This is a genomic window from Microcystis sp. M20BS1 (genome assembly GCF_020245305.1).
Classification (GTDB): domain Bacteria; phylum Cyanobacteriota; class Cyanobacteriia; order Cyanobacteriales; family Microcystaceae; genus Microcystis; species Microcystis ichthyoblabe_A.
The window spans coordinates 21,998-42,928 of sequence record NZ_JADBUZ010000045.1 but is presented as its reverse complement, the minus strand read 5'-3'; the positions used below and the strand labels follow the sequence as shown (position 1 = coordinate 42,928).

21 protein-coding genes and 1 pseudogene are annotated in these 20,931 nt (G+C 45.2%); 13 read left to right on the top strand and 9 right to left on the bottom strand.

From position 1 onward, the window contains the following. The first annotated feature begins 127 nt into the window (after positions 1–127). Entirely contained in the window at positions 128–310 is a 183-nt protein-coding gene (locus IM507_RS04780) for a hypothetical protein (protein WP_002739991.1), read from the top strand. Here the strand turns inward: IM507_RS04780 and IM507_RS04775 are convergent. Then, complete coding sequence (locus tag IM507_RS04775; RefSeq protein WP_002739488.1) at positions 303–842, bottom strand: NUDIX hydrolase; 540 nt, start codon at positions 840–842, stop codon at positions 303–305. The two genes, IM507_RS04780 and IM507_RS04775, sit on opposite strands and share 8 nt — an antisense overlap. A gap of 120 nt (positions 843–962) precedes the next feature. Between IM507_RS04775 and rpsN the strand changes: the two genes are divergently transcribed. Then, entirely contained in the window at positions 963–1,265 is a 303-nt protein-coding gene (gene rpsN, locus IM507_RS04770; RefSeq protein ID WP_002740009.1) for a 30S ribosomal protein S14, read from the top strand. 136 nt (positions 1,266–1,401) lie between these two features. Here rpsN and IM507_RS04765 read toward each other — a convergent pair whose 3' ends face one another. After that, a complete protein-coding gene (locus IM507_RS04765; protein WP_002755036.1) occupies positions 1,402–3,555 on the bottom strand; it encodes a polyribonucleotide nucleotidyltransferase in 2,154 nt (717 codons plus the stop codon). 432 nt (positions 3,556–3,987) lie between these two features. On the opposite strand from IM507_RS04765, the gene IM507_RS23435 reads away from it, so the two are divergent. After that, a complete protein-coding gene (locus tag IM507_RS23435) occupies positions 3,988–4,185 on the top strand; it encodes a hypothetical protein (protein ID WP_353847145.1) in 198 nt (65 codons plus the stop codon). Then, entirely contained in the window at positions 4,146–5,246 is a 1,101-nt protein-coding gene (prfA, locus tag IM507_RS04760) for a peptide chain release factor 1 (RefSeq protein ID WP_287636724.1), read from the top strand. The genes IM507_RS23435 and prfA overlap by 40 nt, the downstream gene beginning before the upstream one ends. A 122-nt stretch (positions 5,247–5,368) precedes the next feature. Here the strand turns inward: prfA and IM507_RS04755 are convergent, their stop codons facing one another. Next, the gene (locus IM507_RS04755; RefSeq protein ID WP_002739596.1) at positions 5,369–6,544 is read right to left on the bottom strand and encodes a transaldolase; all 1,176 of its coding nucleotides are present in this window, start codon (positions 6,542–6,544) and stop codon (positions 5,369–5,371) included. A 209-nt stretch (positions 6,545–6,753) separates the two neighbouring features. Here IM507_RS04755 and rpmI point away from each other — a divergent pair, with 209 nt between their 5' ends. Genes rpmI through IM507_RS04740 form a run of 3 tightly spaced genes read left to right on the top strand, consistent with a single transcriptional unit; the run spans position 6,754 to position 8,306 of the window. Continuing rightward, on the top strand, positions 6,754–6,957 hold the full coding sequence (gene rpmI, locus IM507_RS04750) for a 50S ribosomal protein L35 (RefSeq protein ID WP_002755041.1): 204 nt from the start codon (positions 6,754–6,756) through the stop codon (positions 6,955–6,957). A gap of 31 nt (positions 6,958–6,988) precedes the next feature. Further along, positions 6,989–7,336, top strand: coding sequence for a 50S ribosomal protein L20 (gene rplT / locus IM507_RS04745; RefSeq protein WP_002739593.1), 348 nt, complete (start codon positions 6,989–6,991; stop codon positions 7,334–7,336). A gap of 13 nt (positions 7,337–7,349) precedes the next feature. Further along, complete coding sequence (locus tag IM507_RS04740; protein ID WP_069475387.1) at positions 7,350–8,306, top strand: PhoH family protein; 957 nt, start codon at positions 7,350–7,352, stop codon at positions 8,304–8,306. A gap of 429 nt (positions 8,307–8,735) precedes the next feature. On the opposite strand, the gene IM507_RS04735 is transcribed toward IM507_RS04740, so the two are convergent. Further along, positions 8,736–9,629 (bottom strand): hypothetical protein, encoded by an 894-nt coding sequence (locus tag IM507_RS04735; protein ID WP_123231073.1) that lies wholly within the window; start codon positions 9,627–9,629, stop codon positions 8,736–8,738. A 165-nt stretch (positions 9,630–9,794) separates the two neighbouring features. On the opposite strand from IM507_RS04735, the pseudogene IM507_RS04730 reads away from it, so the two are divergent. The 3 genes and pseudogenes from IM507_RS04730 to rsmG all read left to right on the top strand — a co-directional run. Further along, a pseudogene (locus IM507_RS04730) lies at positions 9,795–9,995 on the top strand (PhoH family protein); the annotation flags it as partial. Positions 9,996–10,019: 24 nt separating this feature from the next. Beyond that, positions 10,020–10,988 carry a cysteine synthase A gene (locus tag IM507_RS04725; protein ID WP_123231074.1) on the top strand — a complete coding sequence of 323 codons (969 nt, stop codon included), beginning with the start codon at positions 10,020–10,022 and terminating at the stop codon, positions 10,986–10,988. 35 nt (positions 10,989–11,023) lie between these two features. Beyond that, the gene (gene rsmG, locus IM507_RS04720) at positions 11,024–11,701 is read left to right on the top strand and encodes a 16S rRNA (guanine(527)-N(7))-methyltransferase RsmG (protein ID WP_103111419.1); all 678 of its coding nucleotides are present in this window, start codon (positions 11,024–11,026) and stop codon (positions 11,699–11,701) included. Between the two features lie 2 nt (positions 11,702–11,703). Here rsmG and cax read toward each other — a convergent pair whose 3' ends face one another. From cax to IM507_RS04705, 3 genes are all read right to left on the bottom strand, one after another. Then, positions 11,704–12,792 (bottom strand): calcium/proton exchanger, encoded by a 1,089-nt coding sequence (gene cax / locus IM507_RS04715; RefSeq protein ID WP_287636723.1) that lies wholly within the window; start codon positions 12,790–12,792, stop codon positions 11,704–11,706. 27 nt (positions 12,793–12,819) lie between these two features. After that, positions 12,820–13,452: a YdcF family protein gene (locus tag IM507_RS04710; RefSeq protein ID WP_287636722.1), complete on the bottom strand. Its 633-nt coding sequence runs from the start codon at positions 13,450–13,452 to the stop codon at positions 12,820–12,822. A 157-nt stretch (positions 13,453–13,609) separates the two neighbouring features. Then, positions 13,610–15,094, bottom strand: a complete 1,485-nt coding sequence (locus tag IM507_RS04705) for a site-2 protease family protein (RefSeq protein ID WP_287636721.1) — start codon at positions 15,092–15,094, stop codon at positions 13,610–13,612. A gap of 104 nt (positions 15,095–15,198) precedes the next feature. On the opposite strand from IM507_RS04705, the gene IM507_RS04700 reads away from it, so the two are divergent. Then, positions 15,199–15,870: an MBL fold metallo-hydrolase gene (locus tag IM507_RS04700; RefSeq protein ID WP_002776724.1), complete on the top strand. Its 672-nt coding sequence runs from the start codon at positions 15,199–15,201 to the stop codon at positions 15,868–15,870. Positions 15,871–16,129: 259 nt separating this feature from the next. Continuing rightward, complete coding sequence (gene thiL / locus IM507_RS04695) at positions 16,130–17,098, top strand: thiamine-phosphate kinase (protein WP_287636720.1); 969 nt, start codon at positions 16,130–16,132, stop codon at positions 17,096–17,098. Between the two features lie 3 nt (positions 17,099–17,101). Here thiL and ffh read toward each other — a convergent pair whose 3' ends face one another. Beyond that, the gene (gene ffh / locus IM507_RS04690; RefSeq protein ID WP_002769994.1) at positions 17,102–18,538 is read right to left on the bottom strand and encodes a signal recognition particle protein; all 1,437 of its coding nucleotides are present in this window, start codon (positions 18,536–18,538) and stop codon (positions 17,102–17,104) included. Between the two features lie 995 nt (positions 18,539–19,533). On the opposite strand from ffh, the gene IM507_RS04685 reads away from it, so the two are divergent. After that, positions 19,534–19,710 (top strand): hypothetical protein, encoded by a 177-nt coding sequence (locus IM507_RS04685; protein ID WP_002739752.1) that lies wholly within the window; start codon positions 19,534–19,536, stop codon positions 19,708–19,710. A gap of 59 nt (positions 19,711–19,769) precedes the next feature. Here IM507_RS04685 and corA read toward each other — a convergent pair whose 3' ends face one another. Next, positions 19,770–20,930, bottom strand: a complete 1,161-nt coding sequence (gene corA, locus IM507_RS04680; RefSeq protein WP_123231079.1) for a magnesium/cobalt transporter CorA — start codon at positions 20,928–20,930, stop codon at positions 19,770–19,772. Between the last annotated feature and the right edge of the window lies 1 nt (position 20,931).

The window sequence follows — 20,931 nt, the reverse complement described above, 5'->3', positions numbered from 1 at the left end:
GCATTTTTGGCAATGACAGGAGCGCTCTCCACCAAAATGCTAAATTTTGTATCAAACCCAAGATGAAACTAGCCAGAAAAAGTCTGGAAATAGTATAATTCGGTTAACCGTGAGGAAAAATTAGTCTATGATAGCCGTCAAAATCGCCGTTGTTAGCGCTCTCGTTTTGGTTGTGGTCAAATTCGTCGCTTCTGTTCTAGGCAAAGGCAATATACCCCTACTTAATCAGGCTGTCACTGTGATTTTAAGCCTTTTTATCGGTTTTGAGTTGATTCAACTAGGACAAACGGTGATTGAAAAGATTAACTAAGAGCTAAACGGGCCAGATAGAAGCTAGTAATAGTTTTAGCATCGATCGATTCTCCCCTGGCGATCGCTGATTCCATTTCCTCAAAACTCATAAAAACCACTTCTATATCCTCATCGGCATCTTGAGCGGGGGGCAAGCTTAATTTTTCCAGATCTTGCGCCAGAAAAGCATAGATATATTCATCGGAATAACCCGGTGCCAGGGCAAATTTACCCAGAGATTGCCAATTATGGGCCCGATAGCCTGCTTCTTCCTCTAATTCTCGTTTTACCGTCGTAGCGGGGTCTTCTCCTTCATCAATCGTTCCGGCGGGAAATTCCAGAATTCGAGCTTGCAAACTAAATCGATACTGACGTACTAAAACTAATTGACCTTCCTTGGTGATTGGAACTGCTAAAGCACCCCCTGGATGACGCACACATTCCCATTCTCCCTCGACACCGTTAGGTAAACGCAGTTTCGAGACTTCAAATTGAAAGACCCGACCTTGATAAAAAAGACGTTGTTGGAGCAATTGAGGCGATTCAGACATAGAAAATTTTCAACTAGGACTTTCAGAATTAATATCAACAAATGTCACCTTTGTCACCGGTGTTTCAGGTTATAATAGGAAATGCTGTCTTTACAGGTTAAATCTTTTTCGAGAAACCCCATGGCAAAAAAATCGATGGTAGAACGCGAGAAAAAACGCGCTCGTCTCAGACAAAAATACGAAGCTAAAAGAGCGGAACTAAAAGAACAATTCCGCACCGCCGAAGATTTTGAAGAAAAACTGGCAATTCACCAAAAATTACAGGAATTACCCCGCAATAGCGCTCCTAGTCGTCACCGTAACCGTTGTTTAACGACCGGCAGACCTAGAGGATACTATCGCGATTTTGGTTTATCCCGCAACGTTTTACGCGAATGGGCCCACCAAGGTCTTTTACCCGGTGTGGTCAAGTCTAGCTGGTAGTCAGAAACAATATCTAGGGAAAATACCGGGATAGAGGCGTGGTTTTTGCGTCTCTATTGCCGTTTTTAGGCAATTTTTTCGATAAAAAAAACTCTCGATCGAGCGATCGAGAGTTAACCATGAACAAAAAATTCACCTAGACTACAGTAGCAGCCTTACGGGCAGCAGCGGCCTCATCGGGATGAATACCGAGACGAGTGAGATTGAGACGACCTTTACTATCGATCTCGCGTACCTTGACTAACACCTCATCCCCCACGGCCACTTCATCTTCGACCTTACCGACGCGTCCCTCGGCCAATTGGGAAATATGGATCATTCCCTCTTTCCCCGGCAAAACTTCCACAAAAGCGCCGATTTGGATAATGCGAGTCACGCGACCGAGATAGACCTCACCCTCATTGAGTTTGCGGGTCATATTGTAGATCAGTCGTTTAGCTTTTTCGGCCTGTTCCCCATCGGTGGAGGAAATAGTCACAGTCCCATCGTCATCGATATCGATTTTCGTGCCGGTCTGTTCAGTAATCCCTTTAACCGTCTTACCACCTGGCCCGATGACTAACCCGATCAGATCCGGATCGATCTTGATCGTCAATAACCGGGGTGCGTGGGGAGATAATTCCGTGCGGGGTTTTTCTAGGGTCGCTAACATCTTCTCGAGGATATGTTTGCGGGCCGGTAAAGCTTGTTCGATCGCCTTGGCCACCACTTCCATGGTTAAACCGGGGATTTTCATATCCATCTGGAGAGCGGTGATGCCAGAATCAGTACCAGCCACCTTAAAGTCCATATCTCCCAGAAAATCCTCAATACCCTGAATATCGGTCAAAATCCGCACTTCTTCCCCTTCTTTAATTAAACCCATGGCCGCACCGCTAACGGGTTTTTTCAGGGGAACACCGGCATCCATCAGCGCTAGGGTGGAACCGCACACGGAACCCATGGAGGTGGAACCATTAGAAGAGAGGACTTCCGACACCACCCGCAGCACATAGGGAAATTCCTCCTGGGGGGGAAGGACAGGCACGATCGCCCTTTCCGCTAAAGCACCGTGACCGATTTCTCGACGGCCGGGAGAACGCATGGGACGGGTTTCACCGACGGAAAAGGGTGGGAAATTGTAGTGATGAAGATAGCGTTTTTCATCTTCGGGATGGAGATCGTCCCCCAAATCCTGAGCATCACCGGGGGTGCCAAGGGTGGCGATCGAAAGCACCTGGGTTAAACCGCGATTAAACAAACCGCTACCGTGAACCCGACGGGGTAAAACTCCCACCCGGCAAGAAATCGGCCGTACTTCGTCCAGTTTGCGACCATCAACCCGCACCCCATCCTCGATAATTTGGGCACGCATCAGTTTTTTGGTCAGATCCTTAAAGAGATTACCGATTAACTTCGGCTCTTCCAGAGTTGGAGCTTTTAAGGTATCTTCGTCGGGGAGAGCGGTTATAGTTTCCTTGATCCGATTTTCGATCGCCTCTAATTTCTCATCCCGTTCGGTTTTGCTGAGGGTAAACTGACAGAGAATCTGTTTAATTTCCTCTTTAGCTTGTTCTCTCAGGAAATTCTGCACGGTTTCGTTTACTACTGGTGCTTCTCGGGTGACGAGGGGAATACCCAACTGATCGATCAATTCCCGTTGAGCGGTGATCAGGTCGCGCACTGCTTCATAACCAAAATCGATCGCCTCAATAATATCCCGTTCCGGTAACTGATTGGCTCCCGCTTCGATCATCACCACCCCTTCAGGACTACCGGCCACCACTAAATCCAATTCTCCGTTATGGATTTCTTTGTAGGTGGGATTGATGATAAATTCATCCCCCAGTAAACCGACGCGCACCGCTGCCATCGGTCCTTGGAAGGGAATACCTGCCAACAAAACCGCCACAGAAGCCCCGGTAACGGCCAAAACATCCGGGGGTACCTCCTCATCCATTGAGAGGGTCGTAGCGACCACCTGAATATCATCCCGCATCCAATTGGGGAAGAGGGGCCGCAGGGGGCGATCAATCAAACGACCGGTCAGAATTGCTTTTTCCGGGGGACGACCTTCACGACGCAAAAATCCTCCCGGGATGCGCCCGGCGGCGTATAATCTTTCTTCGTAATCAACGGTTAAGGGCAGGAAATCTACTCCTTCTCTGGCTTTGGCTGTGGTTGCTGTCACTAAAACCGCCGTTTCTCCCGATTGGATCAGAACACTACCGCCAGCTTGGGGGGCTAAAAGCCCTATTTTTAGTCGAATATCCCTGCCATCAAAGGATATTGACTTGTCAAACTCTTCCATGTAAAGCTATATTCCTTTCTTTCACTTTTCTCTGTGCTGTCGCCATCCTAGCATTTTTTGTCCCCCTTTCCGACAGGTTTAGTATTCAGTGATCAGTTATCAGTGATCAGTTATCAGTGATCAGTTATCAGTTATCAGTGATCAGTTATCAGTTATCAGCTTTTTTCTCCCTGCTTCCATCTCCGATCTCCCCACTTCCCCAATTTCCCACACCCCACACCCTACTCCCCACACCCCACTTCCCCAATTTCCCACACCCCACACCCCAATTCCCCACCTTTAAACAGAATTTAAGATTACTTGCTCAAAACGGCCAAAAAATGATAGCTTCAGATATAGGAATAATCTGGTTAAGAAAAAAATGTCTTCCCTTGCCGCTTGCTGGCCTAAAAATATTTCTAAGTATTAGCAAAACTGACTTACTGTCAGCAGTTGAGCGGGATTTTTCCTAGCTCGAAGAACTCCAGACAAAGAAAATTAAGAAAATTAAAAGGATTGTGTCTCTATTATCTCTCAGACGCTTCTAATCCAAAGAATTTGCGGGTTATCTTCAAATTAACCCCGTTTAACCCTATTTGTGGCTATCGATTATGGCTGAAAGTTATTTACTCAACAAACTGCAATCTGTAGAACAGACCTACACAGAATTAACCCGTCGTCTAGCGGATCCCGATGTCACCAGTAATCCGGGTGAATTGCATCGTCTGGCCAAATCCCGCGCTTCCCTAGAGGAAACGGTCAACACCTACGAAATTTGGCAAAAAAGTCAAGAGGATTTAATCGGTGCGAAACAAATCTTCAAAGAATCCGCCAGCGATCCCGAATTACGCGAAATGGCCGCCCTAGAAGTGGCAGCATTAGAGGCAAAAATCGCCACTTTGGAAGACCAATTAACAATTCTGCTGCTGCCCCGGGATCCCCTCGATGAAAAGAATATCATGCTGGAAATTCGCGCCGGGACCGGAGGTGATGAGGCCAGTATTTGGGCGGGGGATTTAGTTCGCTTGTACTCAAAATATGCCGAAACTCAAAAATGGAAAGTTAGCCTTTTGAGTGAATCTCCGGCGGATATGGGGGGATTTAAAGAGGCAATTTTAGAGATTAAAGGCGATAACGTCTATAGTAAGCTGAAATTTGAGGCGGGAGTCCATCGGGTGCAGCGGGTTCCTCTGACGGAAGCAAGTGGTCGCGTCCACACTTCCACTGCTACCGTGGCAATTATGCCAGAAGTGGACGATGTGGAAGTGCATATCGATCCCAAGGATATTGAGTTAACCACGGCTAGATCTGGGGGAGCAGGCGGTCAAAATGTCAATAAAGTGGAAACTGCCGTCGATTTAATCCATAAACCCACGGGAATCCGGGTTTTCTGCACCGAAGAGCGATCGCAATTGCAAAACCGGGAACGAGCTATGCAGATTCTCCGGGCGAAATTGTACGATATAAAGTTACAGGAACAACAGGAAGCAGTCAGTTCCATGCGGCGCTCTCAGGTGGGAACCGGTTCCCGTTCGGAAAAAATTCGCACCTATAACTATAAGGATAATCGTCTCACCGATCATCGCTTAAATGAGAATTTTTCCCTCGATCGCATTTTAGATGGCGATATCGAAGAGGTGATTCAATCCTGTATCGCCAAGGATCAACAGGGAAAACTGGAGGAATTAGCCGCTGCCCAAGAGACAGCTTAATCAGTGATCAGTGATCAGTTACCAGTGAACAGTAAAAAGCTCCCCACTTCCGGCACTTTCCCCACTGGTGGGGGTGAGTGCGGGTGGGGACTGATGCCGGTTCCTTCAACTCACAACTAATTCTAAGCTTCCACTAAACGAAAAGCCGCACCCAAACCGACAGCGATCTCATCGGGAGAAATTTTCCCATCATGGTTAATATCGATCGCATCGAATACCGCATCGGTTCCCGCCCATTCTTCCCGGGTGATGAAACCATCCCCATCATGATCATAGACTCGGAAAATATCTTCGGCGGCGTGTTCTAGGGTTGACTGACCTTCCAACTGGGTTAAACGTTGAATCAGCAATTGTTCCAATAATTCTAAAGCTTTGGTAAAACCTTGAATACCTTCCGCTAGTTTTTCAGAAGCCATGGCATCTTCGGCGTGCATTTTCTCAAAAGTCGCTTGATCCATGGCAATTTTGACAATATCAAGGGTTGCAGCCTGATCTGGATCGAGCTTACGGGGTAAATCGGCTTCTGTCTCTTGCAATTGTTCGAGAAGTTTCGGAGAAATGGTTAAAAGATCACAGCCGGCTAACTCGCAAATTTCACCGATATTGCGGAAACTTGCCCCCATAACTTCGGTTTTATAACCAAACTTTTTATAGTAGTTATAGATCTGGGTAACGGATTGGACTCCGGGATCTTCAGCACCAACGTAGTCTTTACCGGTTTCTTTTTTATACCAATCGAGAATCCGACCGACAAAGGGAGAAATTAAGGTTACTCCCGCTTCCGCACAGGCGATCGCCTGGTGAAAACCGAATAATAGGGTTAAATTACAGTGAATTCCCTCTTTTTCGAGGACTTCTGCGGCTTTAATCCCTTCCCAAGTCGAAGCAATTTTAATTAAGACTCTTTCTCTAGAGATACCTGCTTGTTCATACTGAGAAATGAGATAACGGGCCTTGTCGATAGTAGCTTGGGTATCGTAGGAAAGACGAGCATCTACTTCGGTGGAGACGCGGCCGGGGACGATTTGCAGGATTTGCAGACCAAAACCGATCGCTAGGCGATCAAAAGCTAATTTGGCCACATCTTCTGGGGTGGCCTGCTCTCCTAATTCTTTTCTGGCCGCTTGTAGGGTTTGATCGACAATCGGCTGATATTGGGGCATTTGGGCCGCGGCCGTGATCAGGGAGGGGTTAGTGGTGGTATCTTGGGGGGTAAAAGCTTCGATCGCTTGGATATCGCCGGTATCGGCAACAACCACTGTAAATTGGCGTAATTGTTCTAGTAGGGTTTTAGCCATAACTTCTCCAGATGCGTGTTAACGCGAGACATTATCTGGATCTTAGCGATTCGATCAAGAGGCAGGGGAAAATTCCCGATTGATTTAATTCCCAAGCACAGACCTGGCCAAAGTAAGGATGAGCCGGGGAATCTTTTGGCCACTCCTTGCCTAAAGTCCTCTATTTGTGATAGTATTAGTGATTGTGTCGATTTAATAAAAGGGAGTTTATGCCCAAGCTAAAAACGCGAAAGGCGGCGGCCAAACGATTCGAGGCCACGGGAAGCGGCAAAAAAATCAAACGTCGCAAAGCCTTCAAAAATCACCTACTCGATCATAAAAGTGCCGAACGCAAGCGCCGTCGTTTGTCCCAGATTACCCTGGTAAACGAGCGCGACGAGAAGGAAGTGCGCTTAATGTTGCCCTATTTGTAAGTTTTCCAGAAAAATTGTCTAAAGGATTATCATGTCTAGAGTAAAACGGGGGAATGTCGCCCGCAAGCGACGCAAAAAAGTTCTCAAATTAGCCAAAGGTTTTCGCGGTTCCCACTCGCGCTTATTCCGTACCGCTAACCAACAGGTAATGAAGGCCTTGCGGAATGCCTATAGAGACCGTCGCAAACGGAAACGCGATTTTCGTCGTCTTTGGATTACCCGCATTAACGCGGCTGCTCGTCAACAGGGCATCAGTTACAGCCAACTGACCGGACAATTAAAGAAAGCTAATATCCTCCTCAATCGGAAAATGTTGGCCCAATTAGCCGTCCTCGATCCCGTCGCTTTTGCTAAAGTGGTAGAAACAGCCAAAGGATAATTTAGCCCCAAGCATGACGGAAACTTGGCAAACGATTCAATTCCCCAGTTCAGAAAGTGCGATCGCTTTAGCGGGTCATCAAGAAGCTAACCTCAAATTGATAGCCAGGCAAACTGGGGCGAATTTAGTCCTCAGAGGCCTGGAATTGCGGATTGCGGGACAACCAACCCCGGTGGAGCGTGCCACAGCGATTGTACGCTCCTTAAGTATTTTATGGCAAGAGGCCAAGTTAATCGCCGAAGCCGATATTATGACCGCTATCCATGCCCTCGATACGGGGCGTTCTAGCGAGTATAAAGAACTACAGCAGGATATTCTCGCTCGTACCCGTCGCGGGGAGCTAATTCGGGCAAAAACCTTCCGTCAGCGTCAATATATCCAAGCGATTCAAAGTCACGATATCACCTTTTGTATTGGACCTGCTGGCACGGGGAAAACCTTTTTAGCCGCCGTTTTAGCCGTACAAGCTCTATTAGAAGATAAAGTAGAACGGATTATCCTCACCCGGCCGGCCGTGGAAGCGGGGGAAAAATTAGGTTTTCTCCCAGGGGATTTACAGCAAAAAGTCGATCCTTTTTTGCGTCCCCTCTACGATGCTTTATACGAATTTATCGAAGCGGCCAAAATTCCCGACCTGATGGAACGGGGTAAAATCGAAATCGCTCCCTTAGCTTATATGCGGGGACGAACCCTAGCTAATGCTTTTGTTATCGTTGATGAAGCCCAAAATACCACCCCAGCACAGTTAAAAATGGTCTTAACTCGCTTGGGATTCGGTTCGCGCATGGTAGTAACTGGAGATGTCACCCAAACCGATTTACCGCAACAACAGGAATCGGGGTTAATTGCCGCTCAAAAAATCCTCAAATCAGTAGAAGGGATTGCTTTTTGTTACCTATCCCGGGCCGATGTGGTGCGTCATCCCTTAGTACAAAAAATCGTCTCAGCTTACGAACAGCACGAAAGATAACAGATTGTTGAGATAGTCCCACATCTACCATTGGGTTAGAAGCTGACAGGGGGACAAGCGAGCTAGAAAACTTGCCAACAAAGGCTTCTGGCTTCTCTCGCTAGAAATAGATCTAGCGATTCTAGGCAAAAAGCTAACGAAAGAATTAGGGATAGGAGCGAGCTTACTAGGAATTATTATTAATAAGTGAGAGATGGTGCGGCGAACTTTTTCGAGCCAAAACCATGAAAAGCTTATGCTATATGGATTTCAGCCTTCTTGTCCCCCTGTCAGGGTTAGAAGTCATTATTGAGGAGACAGAATTCAGGAGTCAGCTTTTTTCTCCCCTCTCCCCACTACCCCACCCCCTGCTCATAGACAGTCTTAACAAGTAATTTAGATACACCAACAGCCGCTCAGTTATTAGTATTCTCCCCCATCATTTTTTTCCTAGTCCAAAAGATGATTATAGATCACACTTTTGAGAGATTGCCAAAAAGGAACTAATAAAATATTCAGAAGTACAAAAACAGTAATCATACCATAGGAAAACATCGCCATTTGTCGGAAAAAAAGAGGATTTTCCGCGAGCGTTTGCCAGTCCTCTACCGATTCCAAACTACTATAAAAAGAGGAAAAATTAACCCAAAAGGGAATTGAAGCCAAAGCCCCTGACAGAATATAAACTGGAATAATTAATAAACTGGCAATAAATACCACTCCCACAATTCTCCAAGCCGAGTTTTTAGTTAAATGCCAACCTCTCTTGATTGCTTGCCAACTGCCTAAATTATCTTCAATTACTAAGGGCAATTCGGCAATGTAAATGCGAGCAGATAACCAAAGGAAGAAAAAAGGAAGACAGAAAAAAGCTGCTAAAATAAGCAATACACCAAGGATGGGGATAAAACTGACTAGCATCAGAGGCAGCGTTATCGGCAAGATTATTGCCGCTCCCAACAAACCGAGCAAAACCTGCATCCACCACAAGCGCCACATTTTCGGCTTAACTTTTTTTTCCGCTTGTCCGGCAGTTTCTGGCTGATAAATGATGTCTTGAAAAGCTAATCGTGAGATAACCGCATTATTGAAAAGAGACTTAGCGGCCGAGAAAATTTGTACTGGGAAAAGAAATAAACGTAAACCAATATCGCTGCCTTGTTCGGGGGTAATTGTTTGATAAAGTAATTGACTGAGAATTAATTGCAAAACTAAGGGGAGAAGCGACCACAAACAGGCGCGGACAGCAAAGAATACATAAGTTTGGAAGCGATCACGATAAAGACGGAAGGCAGTATTAATCGTATTGCCAATATTCAAAGGCTCGATGGAATTGTTAGTCACGGCGGGACTCCTTACAGAACGCCACCACTATATTAGGTTAAGTAACTAATAACAGCTAAAAACTTCCAATTTAATCAATATTTCCAGCTAAGACAACAATTTTGCTAAAGTGGTAGAAATTGGCCAACGATTCAATTCCCCAGTGGAGAAAGGGCGATCGCATTGATGGTCTTAACTCCCTTGGGATTCGGTTCGCGCATGGTAGTAACCGGAGATGTCACCCAAACCGATTTACCGCAACAACAGGAATCGGGGTTAATTGCCGCTCAAAAAATCCTAAAATCAGTAGAAGGGATCGCTTTTTGTTACCTATCGCGGGCCGATGTGGTGCGTCATCCCTTGGTACAAAAAATCGTCTCAGCCTAGGAACAGCACGAAAAATAACAGATTATGGATATTAAAAATGGTTTCGTCGATGCGGTGGGTAATACTCCCCTAATTCGTCTCAATAGTTTTAGCGAGGAAACCGGCTGCGAGATTCTCGGTAAGGCCGAATTTCTTAACCCCGGTGGTTCGGTCAAGGATCGGGCCGCTTTATATATTATTCAAGAAGCGGAAAAAGCCGGTACTCTCCAACCGGGGGGAACCGTTGTCGAAGGAACCGCCGGCAATACTGGCATCGGTTTGGCCCATATCTGCAATGCTAAAGGTTATAAATGCCTGATTATCATTCCCGATACCCAATCCCAAGAGAAAATCGACCTATTGAGAACATTGGGTGCAGAAGTGCGTACTGTTCCCGCCGTTCCCTACCGAGATGCCAATAATTACGTTAAATTATCGGGGAGATTGGCCAGTGAGATGGAAAATGCTATCTGGGCTAATCAATTCGATAATCTGGCTAATCGTCGCGCTCACTACGAAACCACCGGCCGGGAAATCTGGGAACAAACCGACGGTAAAATTGACGCTTGGGTGGCTGCCACGGGAACCGGGGGAACCTACGCGGGGGTGGCGATGTTTTTAAAAGACCAAAATCCCCAGGTGCGTTGTGTGGTGGCGGATCCGATGGGTAGCGGTTTATATAGTTATGTGAAAACCGGGACAATTACCCTGGAAGGTAGTTCAATTACTGAAGGGATTGGTAATAGTCGTATTACGGCTAATATGGAAGGCGCACCCATAGATGATGCCATTCAAATTGATGATCCCACTGCCATTAAAGTTGTTTATCAACTATTACAAAAAGATGGTTTATTTATGGGGGGTTCTGTGGGTATTAATGTTGGTGCTGCGGTAGCTTTAGGTAAACAAATGGGACCAGGCCACACCATCGTTACTGTTCTTTGTGATGGTGGGTCCCGTTATCAATCTCGTTTATATAATCCTCAATGGTTGGCTGAGAAAGGATTGGCTTAAATTGTACTGATAACTGATAACTGATAACTGAATTAATGATCCTTCCTGAATTATTTGACCTTTGGCAAGAAACCCTAGAATGGCAACCCGATGGGGCCCAACAAGCGCGATTTCAACAACTTTATGAGTTGATTTTAGAGGGTAATCAACGTTTTAATCTCACCCGAATTACCCAACCGGAGGAGTTTTGGGAAAAACATCTTTGGGATTCTTTATCGGGTTTAGCTTGGTTACAAAAATCCCAGCCAGATCTATTGACAAAATCCCTATCAGTCATCGATTTGGGGACCGGGGCCGGGTTTCCGGGGCTGCCAATTGCGATCGCATATTCCCATTGGTCGGTGACTCTCTTAGATTCCACCCAAAAAAAGATTAATTTTCTTGAAGAAGTTATTGACAAATTAGAGTTAAATAACACGAAAACTCGTTTAGGTCGGGCGGAAATCGTCGGGAAAAACCTTAAACATAACTGTGCTTATGATATCGTCTGTTTGCGAGCGGTAGGTAATGTGGATATCTGTGTTAACTATGCTTTGCCTTTCCTGAAAAAGACCGGAATCGCTATTCTCTATCGTGGTCAGTGGTCCGCGCAGGATAGTTTAAGTTTAGAGGAGAATCTAGGGAAAGCTGGCGGTAAAATCCTCGAAATTGCCAGTTTTACCACTCCCTTAAGCCAAAGCGTCCGTCATTGTCTATATATCTCCAAGAAATAACTTTAAGCGGTGAGAGGATGGAAAAAGAAAGCCAAGGCCAGGATAGCATAGGTAGCTAAGAGTAACATTCCTTCTAACCAATTCGATCGCCCATCACTACTAATCGAATTAGCTAACCACACCGCCACAGCCACTGCCACCAACTCAAAGGGATTAAAATTTAGATCCATGGGCTGACCGATAATATAACCCATGATAACCAAAACCGGAGCCACAAACAGGGCGATCTGCATACTGGAACCGACAGCCACAGATACCGATAGATCCATTTTATTCTTAAGGGCGACGGTGACAGCCGTAGCGTGTTCGGCCGCATTACCGATAATAGGCAAAAGAATCACCCCGGTAAACAGCGCCGTTAAACCTAGCTGTTCCGTAGCCTCCTCTAGGGATGCCACCAATAACTCCGATTCTACGGCCACAGCGATGGTAACGATCAATAAAATCAAAGCCCAAAACCAGATTTTCGGCCTTGCGGTGCTTTCTCCAGTGCTTTCCTCCTCAATACCGGCAACCCCGACATCGTAGAGATAGGTGTGGGTTTTCATGGAAAATAAGAGACTTAAACCATAGACGAAAATTAACACCGCTGCCACGGCCACGGATAGACGCTGTAGGACTATTTCCCCGACTCCCGTGGAGGTAAATTGCACGGCAGTGGGTAAAAGGAGCGCCACCACCGCTAAATTCATAGCTGAAGCATTTAAACGAGCGGTTATCGGTTGAAATTCCTGTTCTTTGAAGCGTAAACCGCCTAAAAACATCGATAATCCCATAACTAAGAGTAAATTACCGATAATTGAGCCAGTAATCGTCGCTTTTACCACATCTATAAAACCTTCCCGCAAAGCGACATAGGCGAGAATTAATTCTGTGGCATTGCCAAAGGTGGCATTCATCAAACCGCCAATATTTGGCCCAACCACCACCGCAATCGCTTCCGTGGCTTCCCCCATGTAGGCTGCTAGGGGGATAATGGCTAGACAAGCGGTGATAAAAACTACCGTTCCGCCCCAGTGTAACAGGGAACCGGCGATCGATAGCGGCACAAAAATTAATAAGATGGCGAAAATGGTGTTTTTGCTTAACATAAAGTGGTTAATTTTGTCAAGATAATTTTATTTTGATCGGGTTGGGAACTGAGGGGGACTAGAATCGGATTCTAGCCAAAATTCCCCGGTGGAACCGCTTATTACCCATAATATTGCCCTAAAACCGTCTCTGAGGGACTTTTCTAGGGGTTCGGGGGGTGATTGGGAGGGAACAGTCACCGGTTTAATCACGATTCCGCGACTACCAAAAATAATTTCTCCCACTAATCGCGCCCTTCTCATGTGATTATCAGAAGTGACTAGATAGACGCTATCAATACCTTGGGCTTTCAGTTGATCGGCTAGGCTAGTAAAGTTAGTGACAGTATCTCGCGCATTGTAATCGAGATGGAGACGTTCTGGGGGAATTCCCGCTTTTTTAAAAATCTTTTGCACATATCGTCGCGGACTACCGGAAGATACCCAAATCGGTAGATCGGGATATTCCTTAGCTAATTTTGCCGCAAAACGTTCTCGATCGGCATGACCTCCCAAAACAAAAATCGCTTCCGGTTTTAGCCACTGCTGACGTAAATCGAGGTACAACCAGCCTAAACCCGCTAAAATTAGCGGAATAGCCAGCAATTTTAACCTAAATTTGCCTAACTTCCCTTGCGGAGAAACTCGCTTTTTTCTCTGAGAATTAGCCTTGAGAACCATATAACAGTGATCGGTGAGCGGTTGTCAACCTTCAGCTTTGTGGATTAAAGTGATCGAGGGTGAGGATCATCGAACTCACATTGACGTAGGAGATGGGGATTTTATTCCCTAACTGACCGATAATTTTCCCAGAACTCAGGTTGATTGATGCGGTCGCTTACATACCCCACCAACGGGCCACCGCTTCGGGAAGGGGGAGCAAAATACTTAATAATAAAGCTAGGGAAAATAAACCTAATAAATCTCGTTTATTATCCAATTCGGTGACATCATTTAAAGCAGGTTGATCGCTGACTGGCATTAATAAAAGAATAATCGCCCAGAGTAAAAAATCTGGCTGCACTAGGGCTAAAATAAACATGAATAATCGAGTTAATTGACCGATAATTATGGCGGTTTTCTGCCCATACATGGCGTGAACAATATGACCACCATCCAATTGACCCACGGGCATTAAATTCAAGGCCGTAACGATAATTCCCACATAACCAGCTACCGCTAAAGGATGTAAATGGATGGCTTTTCCTGCGATTAAATTACTGCCGAGAGCTAGTTTAGCTACGATAGACAAGAAAAAAGAAAACTGCGGATTTAAGGCCTGAAAATTTAATAAACTGCTTTGATTAGTTAGGGGAACTATTTCCGAGAGGGACAATCCCCAAAATAGTAGAGGAATAGCGATAATTATACCCCCCAAAGGACCAGCCACCGCCACATCAAATAAAGCTTTGCGGGTGGGTACAGGGGATCGCATTTGAATAAAAGCCCCGAAGGTGCCGAGGAAGAAAGGAATGGGGATAAAATAGGGCAAAGTAGTTTTAATTTTATATTTAACTGCTGTAGAATAATGACTGAATTCGTGCAGTCCTAAAATAGCAATTAAGCCCAAACTGTAGGGTAAACCTTGCAATAATAAACTAGAATTATTTTCTAATTGTTGGGCGTTAATGCCACTTAATCCCGCACCGACCACTGTGGTGGTTAAGATAGTTAATAACAATAAACCCAGGGCAAGAAAGGGGCGAGTAACTTTTTCAGTTTCTATGGTTTCTGTTTTTTGCTGCCAGGGATTAGCCACAAGAGCGAAAAAAGGTTGTCCCTGAAAACTTTCTTGGAAAAGCAATAAAAAGCGATCTCCAAAAACCTTTTCCACATTGCTTTTAATCACTTGATAAGCTTCTTCGGGAACTGCTCGCAATTTGCCCCGACAGAGAATTGCTTGGGGACGATAATCGATATTTTGCAGATAATAAATACCCCAAGGAAAACAATCTCGTAGGGATTTTTCCTCTTCAGCAGTGATCGGTTTTAAATCATTTTTAGGTGCAGGATTATCAATATTTTCTAGGACTAAATTCGCTTTTTCTAGCGGTGATGGGGAGCTTTCTTGGGGAGTAACCCGACCCTTTTGTACTAACCACCAGTACAAAAAAGGGCAGATCACAAAGGGGCCGATCAGCAAAAATGCCGGCATGGGGGTATCCTGTCCATAGATTAACGTCCAGCCGGTCCAAATTAGAGCCGGAGTCATCAGGACTAACCAAATTAACCAAACTGGTGTTGTCGTGATTTTGGCCACGCTACGCTTGACCATAAAATAAGTGAAACCGCCAAGAATCCCTAATAACAACCACATTTCCATATCGGCTCTTTTCTCTTGAATAAAAAGCGGCTAATTTCAGCCGGCCCGGTCATCGATCGTGCTAAATTGTAAACCGCATTGATTGTGATTTGGATAGGCAAACCATGCGATCGGAAACCGAATCGTCTCCTTTAGAGGTTAGCAAAACCACAAAACCCCCTCGATTAATTCTAGAAGGTTTATACGCTTTCTCGCCTAATCGGGAAACCCTAGGGGGAACCTCTTATCTTATTGTAGAAAATACCGGCAATATTCTGGTGGATTGTCCTAGCTGCGACGAGAGCGAGCGGGATTTTCTCCGAGAAAAAGGCGTCCGTTACTTATTTTTTACCCATCGCGGGGGTCAGGGTAAGCAGAGCGATTCTCTGCAAAGTTTACTTAATTGTGAGATTATTCTACAGGAACAGGAAGCCTATCTGCTTCCTCACCGTCAAATTACCGTTTTTCAGCAGCAAATCCAGTTATCTCCCACTTGTAGCGGTTTTTGGACTCCTGGCCATTCTCCCGGTTCCTCCTGTCTCTACTGGAACCGTCACGGGGGGGTTTTATTTACCGGTCGTCATCTTCTCCCCGACACCAAGGGTCAACCGCAACCCCTACAGACCGCGAAAACTTTCCACTGGCTGCGGCAATTGCGATCGCAAAGGGCTATTTTAGACCGTTTTAGCCCAGAAACCCTCTCCTATCTTTGTCCGGGGGCTAATACCGGCTTTTTGCGCGGTCGGGGAATTATCGATCGCGCCTACGAAAAAATCAGCGCCAATCCTCTTAACTAGGGTCTGCTGAATAAATCTAAAAACCTTGTTGGATAACGCTTTTAGACTTTTTTTCCCTCAAAAAGTGCCGACCATTGGAGTGATTGGGGGGAAATTTTAGGGACTTTTTCCCTGAAAATTAGGTAATTGACCACCTGAAAATGGATAAAACCCTACACCCCACACCCCACACCCCACACCCTACCCCCACGAAAAACTTTTTGCCGCAAACCTTAACTAAAGACTTTTTAGAAGCTGCATCGTTCAATTCCCAGAAATTATGAATTTAACCGTTAAAGATTTGGGTGAACAGGGATTGCTACCGATTCTGCAAAAATATTGTCCTGCGGAGATTATCGGTGATGATGGGGCGATTTTATCGATCAAAGAGGGTTACTCTCTCGTCGTCACCACTGATGTTTTAGTTAATAACGTCCACTTTAGCGATATTACCACCTCTCCGGAAGATGTGGGCTGGCGAGCGGCGGCGGCTAATTTATCCGATTTAGCGGCTATGGGGGCAGAACCCCTGGGAATTACGGTAGGATTGGCTTTAACTCCCGATCTAGCCATCGATTGGCTAGAAGGACTCTATCGGGGTCTTAGCTCTTGTCTGCAAGTATATCAGACGGCGATCGTTGGTGGCGATGTCTGTCGGGCCACGGAGATTAACATCAGCATCACTGCCCTGGGACAAGTGGCAAAAAATGAAGAAATTAGACGTTTTAATGCAAAAGTTGGCGATAGTATCGTTATTACTGGTTATCACGGTTTATCGCGGGCTGGATTAGAGTTACTCTTGCACCCTGAAACCGGCAGGAATTTAAATTCCGCCCAAAAAAAGCGATTAATCCAAGCCCATCAACGGCCGCGGCCGAGACTCGATTGCATACCACATTTACAAAAAATTGTCAAGCAATTTCCCATCGCCGGCATGGATAGCAGTGACGGGTTAGCAGATGCCATAATTCAAATTTGTCGCTGTAGTGGGGTTGGTGCTGAAATCGAGAGGATTCCCCTGCATCCAACCCTGAAAGAATATGTAGGAGCCGAAAAAGCTCTAGAATGGGCTTTATACGGCGGTGAAGACTTTGAGTTAGTTTTGTGTTTACCCCCGGACAGTGCCAGAGAATTGCTGGAGAAAGTGGGGGAAGAGGGGGCGATAATCGGTCAAATCGTCCCCGGGAGAGAGATAAAATTAGCCGACGGTAGAAACCTCAGTTTAAGCTCTGGATTTCAACATTTTTAGCCTCTATAAATCGCCAAAACCTTTCTTTTTCTTGATTTTCTTCGGTTTTTTCGGGCTGCCACCTTGACCGCGGAACCCCGGTTGATTGCCACCCCCAAACATTCCGCCACCCATCCCGGGCATCCCCGGCATAGCGGGCATTTGTCCCCGTCCCATCTGTTGCATCATCGTTCGCATTCTGGTGAAATTAGCAATTAGTTTGGTCACTTCCGTTTCCGGATGTCCCGAACCCTTGGCAATGCGACGACGACGATTAGGAGACTTAGCCAATAAATCGGGGTTAGCGCGTTCCTCCGTGGTCATGGAATTAATCATCGCTTCCGTGCGTTTTAACTCTTTTTCGCCCTTTTCGATGTCTGTCCCGCTCAGTTTGCCCAGACCGGGGATTAACTTGAGGACTCCCCCCAGGGAACCCATATTTTTTAACAGCCGCATCTGTTTGAGGAAGTCATTAAAATCAAACTTAGCCTCTAAAATCTTGGCCTGCATTTTGGCCGCGTCTTCTAGGTCTAACTGTTCCTGGGCTTTTTCCACTAGCGTCAGGACATCACCCATATTGAGGATGCGACTGGCAAGGCGATCGGGATAAAATGGCTCTAAAGCCTCGACTTTTTCCCCAACCCCAACAAATTTAATCGGTTGTCCCGATATTTGCCGCACTGATAGGGCAGCCCCACCGCGAGTATCGCCATCGAGTTTAGTGAGAATTGCCCCCGTGATGCCGATTTGTTGGTGAAAAGTGTTGGTAAGACTGGCCGCTTCCTGACCGGTCATGGCATCCACCACTAATAAAGTGTCGTCGGGGTTGACAATTTTCTTGATTTGTGCTAGTTCGCCCATCATCTGGGTGTCTATCTGCAAACGACCGGCGGTGTCGATGATAACCGTATCTACGCCCAATTCTTTGGCTTTTTCCACACCTTGACGGGCGATATCGACGGGATTAGCCTGAGAACCCATCTCGAAGACGGGAACATTTATCTGTTTACCGAGGGTGATTAATTGGTCAATGGCCGCCGGACGGTAAACATCGGTAGCCACCATCAGGCAGCTTTTGGACTGTTTGCGGAGATATAGGGCTAATTTGGCGGTGGCGGTGGTTTTTCCCGTCCCTTGCAACCCAGCCATTAAAATTACGGTGGGGGGTTTATCGGCCTGAGCTAGGGGAACGTTACTTTCCCCCATAATTTTGACCAATTCATCATAGACAATTTTGATAAATTGCTGGCCGGGATTGACTCCGGAAATAACTTCAGCACCGAGGGCTTGTTTCTCGACCTCAGCAATAAATCCCTTGACTACCTGTAGGTTAACATCTGCTTCTAATAAAGCCCGCCGGACTTCTTTGAGGGTTTCTTGTATATTGGCCGAGGAGATTTTATCTTGACCTCGTAATTTTTTCCATGCGTCTTCTAAGCGGTCGGCCAGTGCGTCGAACATAGTTTCGGAATTAAATTTTTAACTAGATCGATTTTATCTCAAATGTCGGGGGAAGACCCCCGTTCTTACCCTGTCATTGGTCAGGGATCGGCGGCAAAGTTCGATCAAATGTTAAACTGAGTCTGTCTTAGCTTCGGAAGTATTCGATCGCTGCAGGAATCGATTCAAGAGAAAACCGAGGAGCAGAGCCTTAAATTCCAGGTCGTCAGTGAACTGTTTGTAGAAGCTGAAAGGTTCATCTGATTAGCTGGAAACCCTATCCGGCAAAGGATTAATTCAATTTAGATCTGGAAAAAAACACAAAAGACTTATCTGGAAGGTGTTTCAATCCTTTAAGCTCCTGATAAACCGCCGAGAAGCATACCAAACTCAGAAGAGCCATAATTATTCTCAATTATAAAAATTGAGATAGTTTGTGCCGCTTAAATAAAGAGGTTTTGATAACCAAATTAAAGCATATCTCAAGAGTTTTGAGTTAAAAGTAAAACTTCAGGTTTTCATTTATGACAAATGTACCTATTAACTAATTTTCCCCAAAAATTAGTTAGCCTATAATCATAACATATAACTAATTTGCAAGAGTTCTAATATCCGAATTAATTATCGAAGCTGGGGGTTCTTCTAAGTTCTGTGTGATAAGTTTAACTTACATAGGATCGATCTTTGTGTCCTCTGTGTCTGGAGTGGTTCCTTCCACTCCCGCGCCAGCAGGGCTGTATCTTAGAATACATTTTACCCACCAAATCCAAGAGAGCCATCTCTCTCCCCAATCCTTTTACTGTTGCCTTTTCCAAGAGTGCGAGAGTGCCTCATATCAACAAGCAATTTAAATTCGCAGGCAGCTTATCATCTAACCCTGACATTAGCCAATTTTGTTAGATCAGAACTTTTTTAAGAATTATGATCGGCCTATAATAGTAACTATAGTCACCCCTATCCTTTAGGGATAATTCTTGGTTTAGGGTTGATGTCCTTCAGCGCAAGCGAGATAGGTTATGAAAATTAGCGAACTAGAAAACTACTTGGCTCAGATTAAGTCAGAGATTGGTGACATCGATATCGTCTATCAATGTCGTAACCAGCACTATAGTTGGTTGGACAAAATTAGAAGCCATCAACTGAAAGTGTTAAAAAATACCGCAGACACTAAATTATTGATTTCTCTGCAATAGCCATTTTCTCTTGCTAGATGCCAGCAATGCCATAGAATCCGCCTAATCTGCTTAACAGTTTATCTTTTCTTCCCTGTCGATAGGTTCTTAAACCAGCCGCGTCGCCAAAAGAAAATGATTAAACTGAAAGCAACGGTTAGCATCAACACCCAGACGAACACATAGCCCCAATACCATTCTAATTCGGGCATATTATAGGGGGATTTATCAGTATTAAAGTTCATGCCATAAATACCGACAATGAAGGTGAGCGGGATAAAAATCGTCGAGATTACCGTTAAAGTTTTCATAATCTCGTTCATTTTATTACTCACGGAAGACAGGTAAAAATCCATTAAACCATTGGCAAATTCCCGGTAATTTTCGATAACATCGAGGATTTGTACTACATGGTCATAACAGTCCCTTAGATAGGGTTTAATGGTTGTATCGATGACAATATACTCATCGCGTAAAAGCGCATTGAGGGTGTCCCTTTGCGGCCAAATTGCTCGTCGCAGGGAGAGTAATTCCTGACGCAGTTGGTAAATTTTTGATAAAATTTGTTCCGTGGGACTAGCTAAAATTTCGTTTTCTAACTCCTCGATTCTTTCTCCGTAGGACTCTAAAACAGGAAAATAACCGTCAATAATTGCATCCCAAATCGAGTAGGCTAAATAACCCGATTTTTGCTGCCGGATGGAACCTTTATTTAAACGGATTCTTTCCCTAACTCCTTCTAAAGAATCGTATTGTCCTTCTTCCTGCACGGTTAAAACATAATTCTTCCCGACTATTAAACTGATTTGTTCTAACAAAAAACCCTGATGATCGGTCAGGATGGCCATTGGCACTATAATTAAAAGATAATTATCGCATTCTTCCACTTTTGGTCTTTGGGGAATACTGACTATATCCTCAAGGGTTAAGGGATGCAAATGAAAAATTTCCCCCAACTCTTGCAGTTTATCTTCATTACCCAAACCGACGATATCAATCCAAGAGATGGAATCATTGGATAAATATTTAAGACAGTCTTGAGGTAAAAGATTATTAACTCTAGTGGCTTGTTGGGAGTTATAATTAACTAAAAATATCTCGGTAGCAACGGCATTTTCATCGATGGTGATTAACCCCGGCATCGTCCCGGGTTGATTATAGTGATAATCGTAAAGGTGGGGTTTTGTCTGGGAGGATTTTCGCCCTTTTTTATACCTAGTTAATCTTTTGTTATTGCTCATA

What these genes read in the sequence shown, in the direction of transcription:
- IM507_RS04780 (WP_002739991.1), top strand. Translation starts at nt 128, where the DNA reads ATGATAGCCGTCAAAATCGCCGTTGTTAGCGCTCTCGTTTTGGTTGTG.
- IM507_RS04775 (WP_002739488.1), bottom strand. Translation starts at nt 842, where the DNA reads ATGTCTGAATCGCCTCAATTGCTCCAACAACGTCTTTTTTATCAAGGT.
- rpsN (WP_002740009.1), top strand. Translation starts at nt 963, where the DNA reads ATGGCAAAAAAATCGATGGTAGAACGCGAGAAAAAACGCGCTCGTCTC.
- IM507_RS04765 (WP_002755036.1), bottom strand. Translation starts at nt 3,555, where the DNA reads ATGGAAGAGTTTGACAAGTCAATATCCTTTGATGGCAGGGATATTCGA.
- prfA (WP_287636724.1), top strand. Translation starts at nt 4,146, where the DNA reads ATGGCTGAAAGTTATTTACTCAACAAACTGCAATCTGTAGAACAGACC.
- IM507_RS04755 (WP_002739596.1), bottom strand. Translation starts at nt 6,544, where the DNA reads ATGGCTAAAACCCTACTAGAACAATTACGCCAATTTACAGTGGTTGTT.
- rpmI (WP_002755041.1), top strand. Translation starts at nt 6,754, where the DNA reads ATGCCCAAGCTAAAAACGCGAAAGGCGGCGGCCAAACGATTCGAGGCC.
- rplT (WP_002739593.1), top strand. Translation starts at nt 6,989, where the DNA reads ATGTCTAGAGTAAAACGGGGGAATGTCGCCCGCAAGCGACGCAAAAAA.
- IM507_RS04740 (WP_069475387.1), top strand. Translation starts at nt 7,350, where the DNA reads ATGACGGAAACTTGGCAAACGATTCAATTCCCCAGTTCAGAAAGTGCG.
- IM507_RS04725 (WP_123231074.1), top strand. Translation starts at nt 10,020, where the DNA reads ATGGATATTAAAAATGGTTTCGTCGATGCGGTGGGTAATACTCCCCTA.
- rsmG (WP_103111419.1), top strand. Translation starts at nt 11,024, where the DNA reads ATGATCCTTCCTGAATTATTTGACCTTTGGCAAGAAACCCTAGAATGG.
- cax (WP_287636723.1), bottom strand. Translation starts at nt 12,792, where the DNA reads ATGTTAAGCAAAAACACCATTTTCGCCATCTTATTAATTTTTGTGCCG.
- IM507_RS04710 (WP_287636722.1), bottom strand. Translation starts at nt 13,452, where the DNA reads ATGGTTCTCAAGGCTAATTCTCAGAGAAAAAAGCGAGTTTCTCCGCAA.
- IM507_RS04705 (WP_287636721.1), bottom strand. Translation starts at nt 15,094, where the DNA reads ATGGAAATGTGGTTGTTATTAGGGATTCTTGGCGGTTTCACTTATTTT.
- IM507_RS04700 (WP_002776724.1), top strand. Translation starts at nt 15,199, where the DNA reads ATGCGATCGGAAACCGAATCGTCTCCTTTAGAGGTTAGCAAAACCACA.
- thiL (WP_287636720.1), top strand. Translation starts at nt 16,130, where the DNA reads ATGAATTTAACCGTTAAAGATTTGGGTGAACAGGGATTGCTACCGATT.
- ffh (WP_002769994.1), bottom strand. Translation starts at nt 18,538, where the DNA reads ATGTTCGACGCACTGGCCGACCGCTTAGAAGACGCATGGAAAAAATTA.
- IM507_RS04685 (WP_002739752.1), top strand. Translation starts at nt 19,534, where the DNA reads ATGAAAATTAGCGAACTAGAAAACTACTTGGCTCAGATTAAGTCAGAG.
- corA (WP_123231079.1), bottom strand. Translation starts at nt 20,930, where the DNA reads ATGAGCAATAACAAAAGATTAACTAGGTATAAAAAAGGGCGAAAATCC.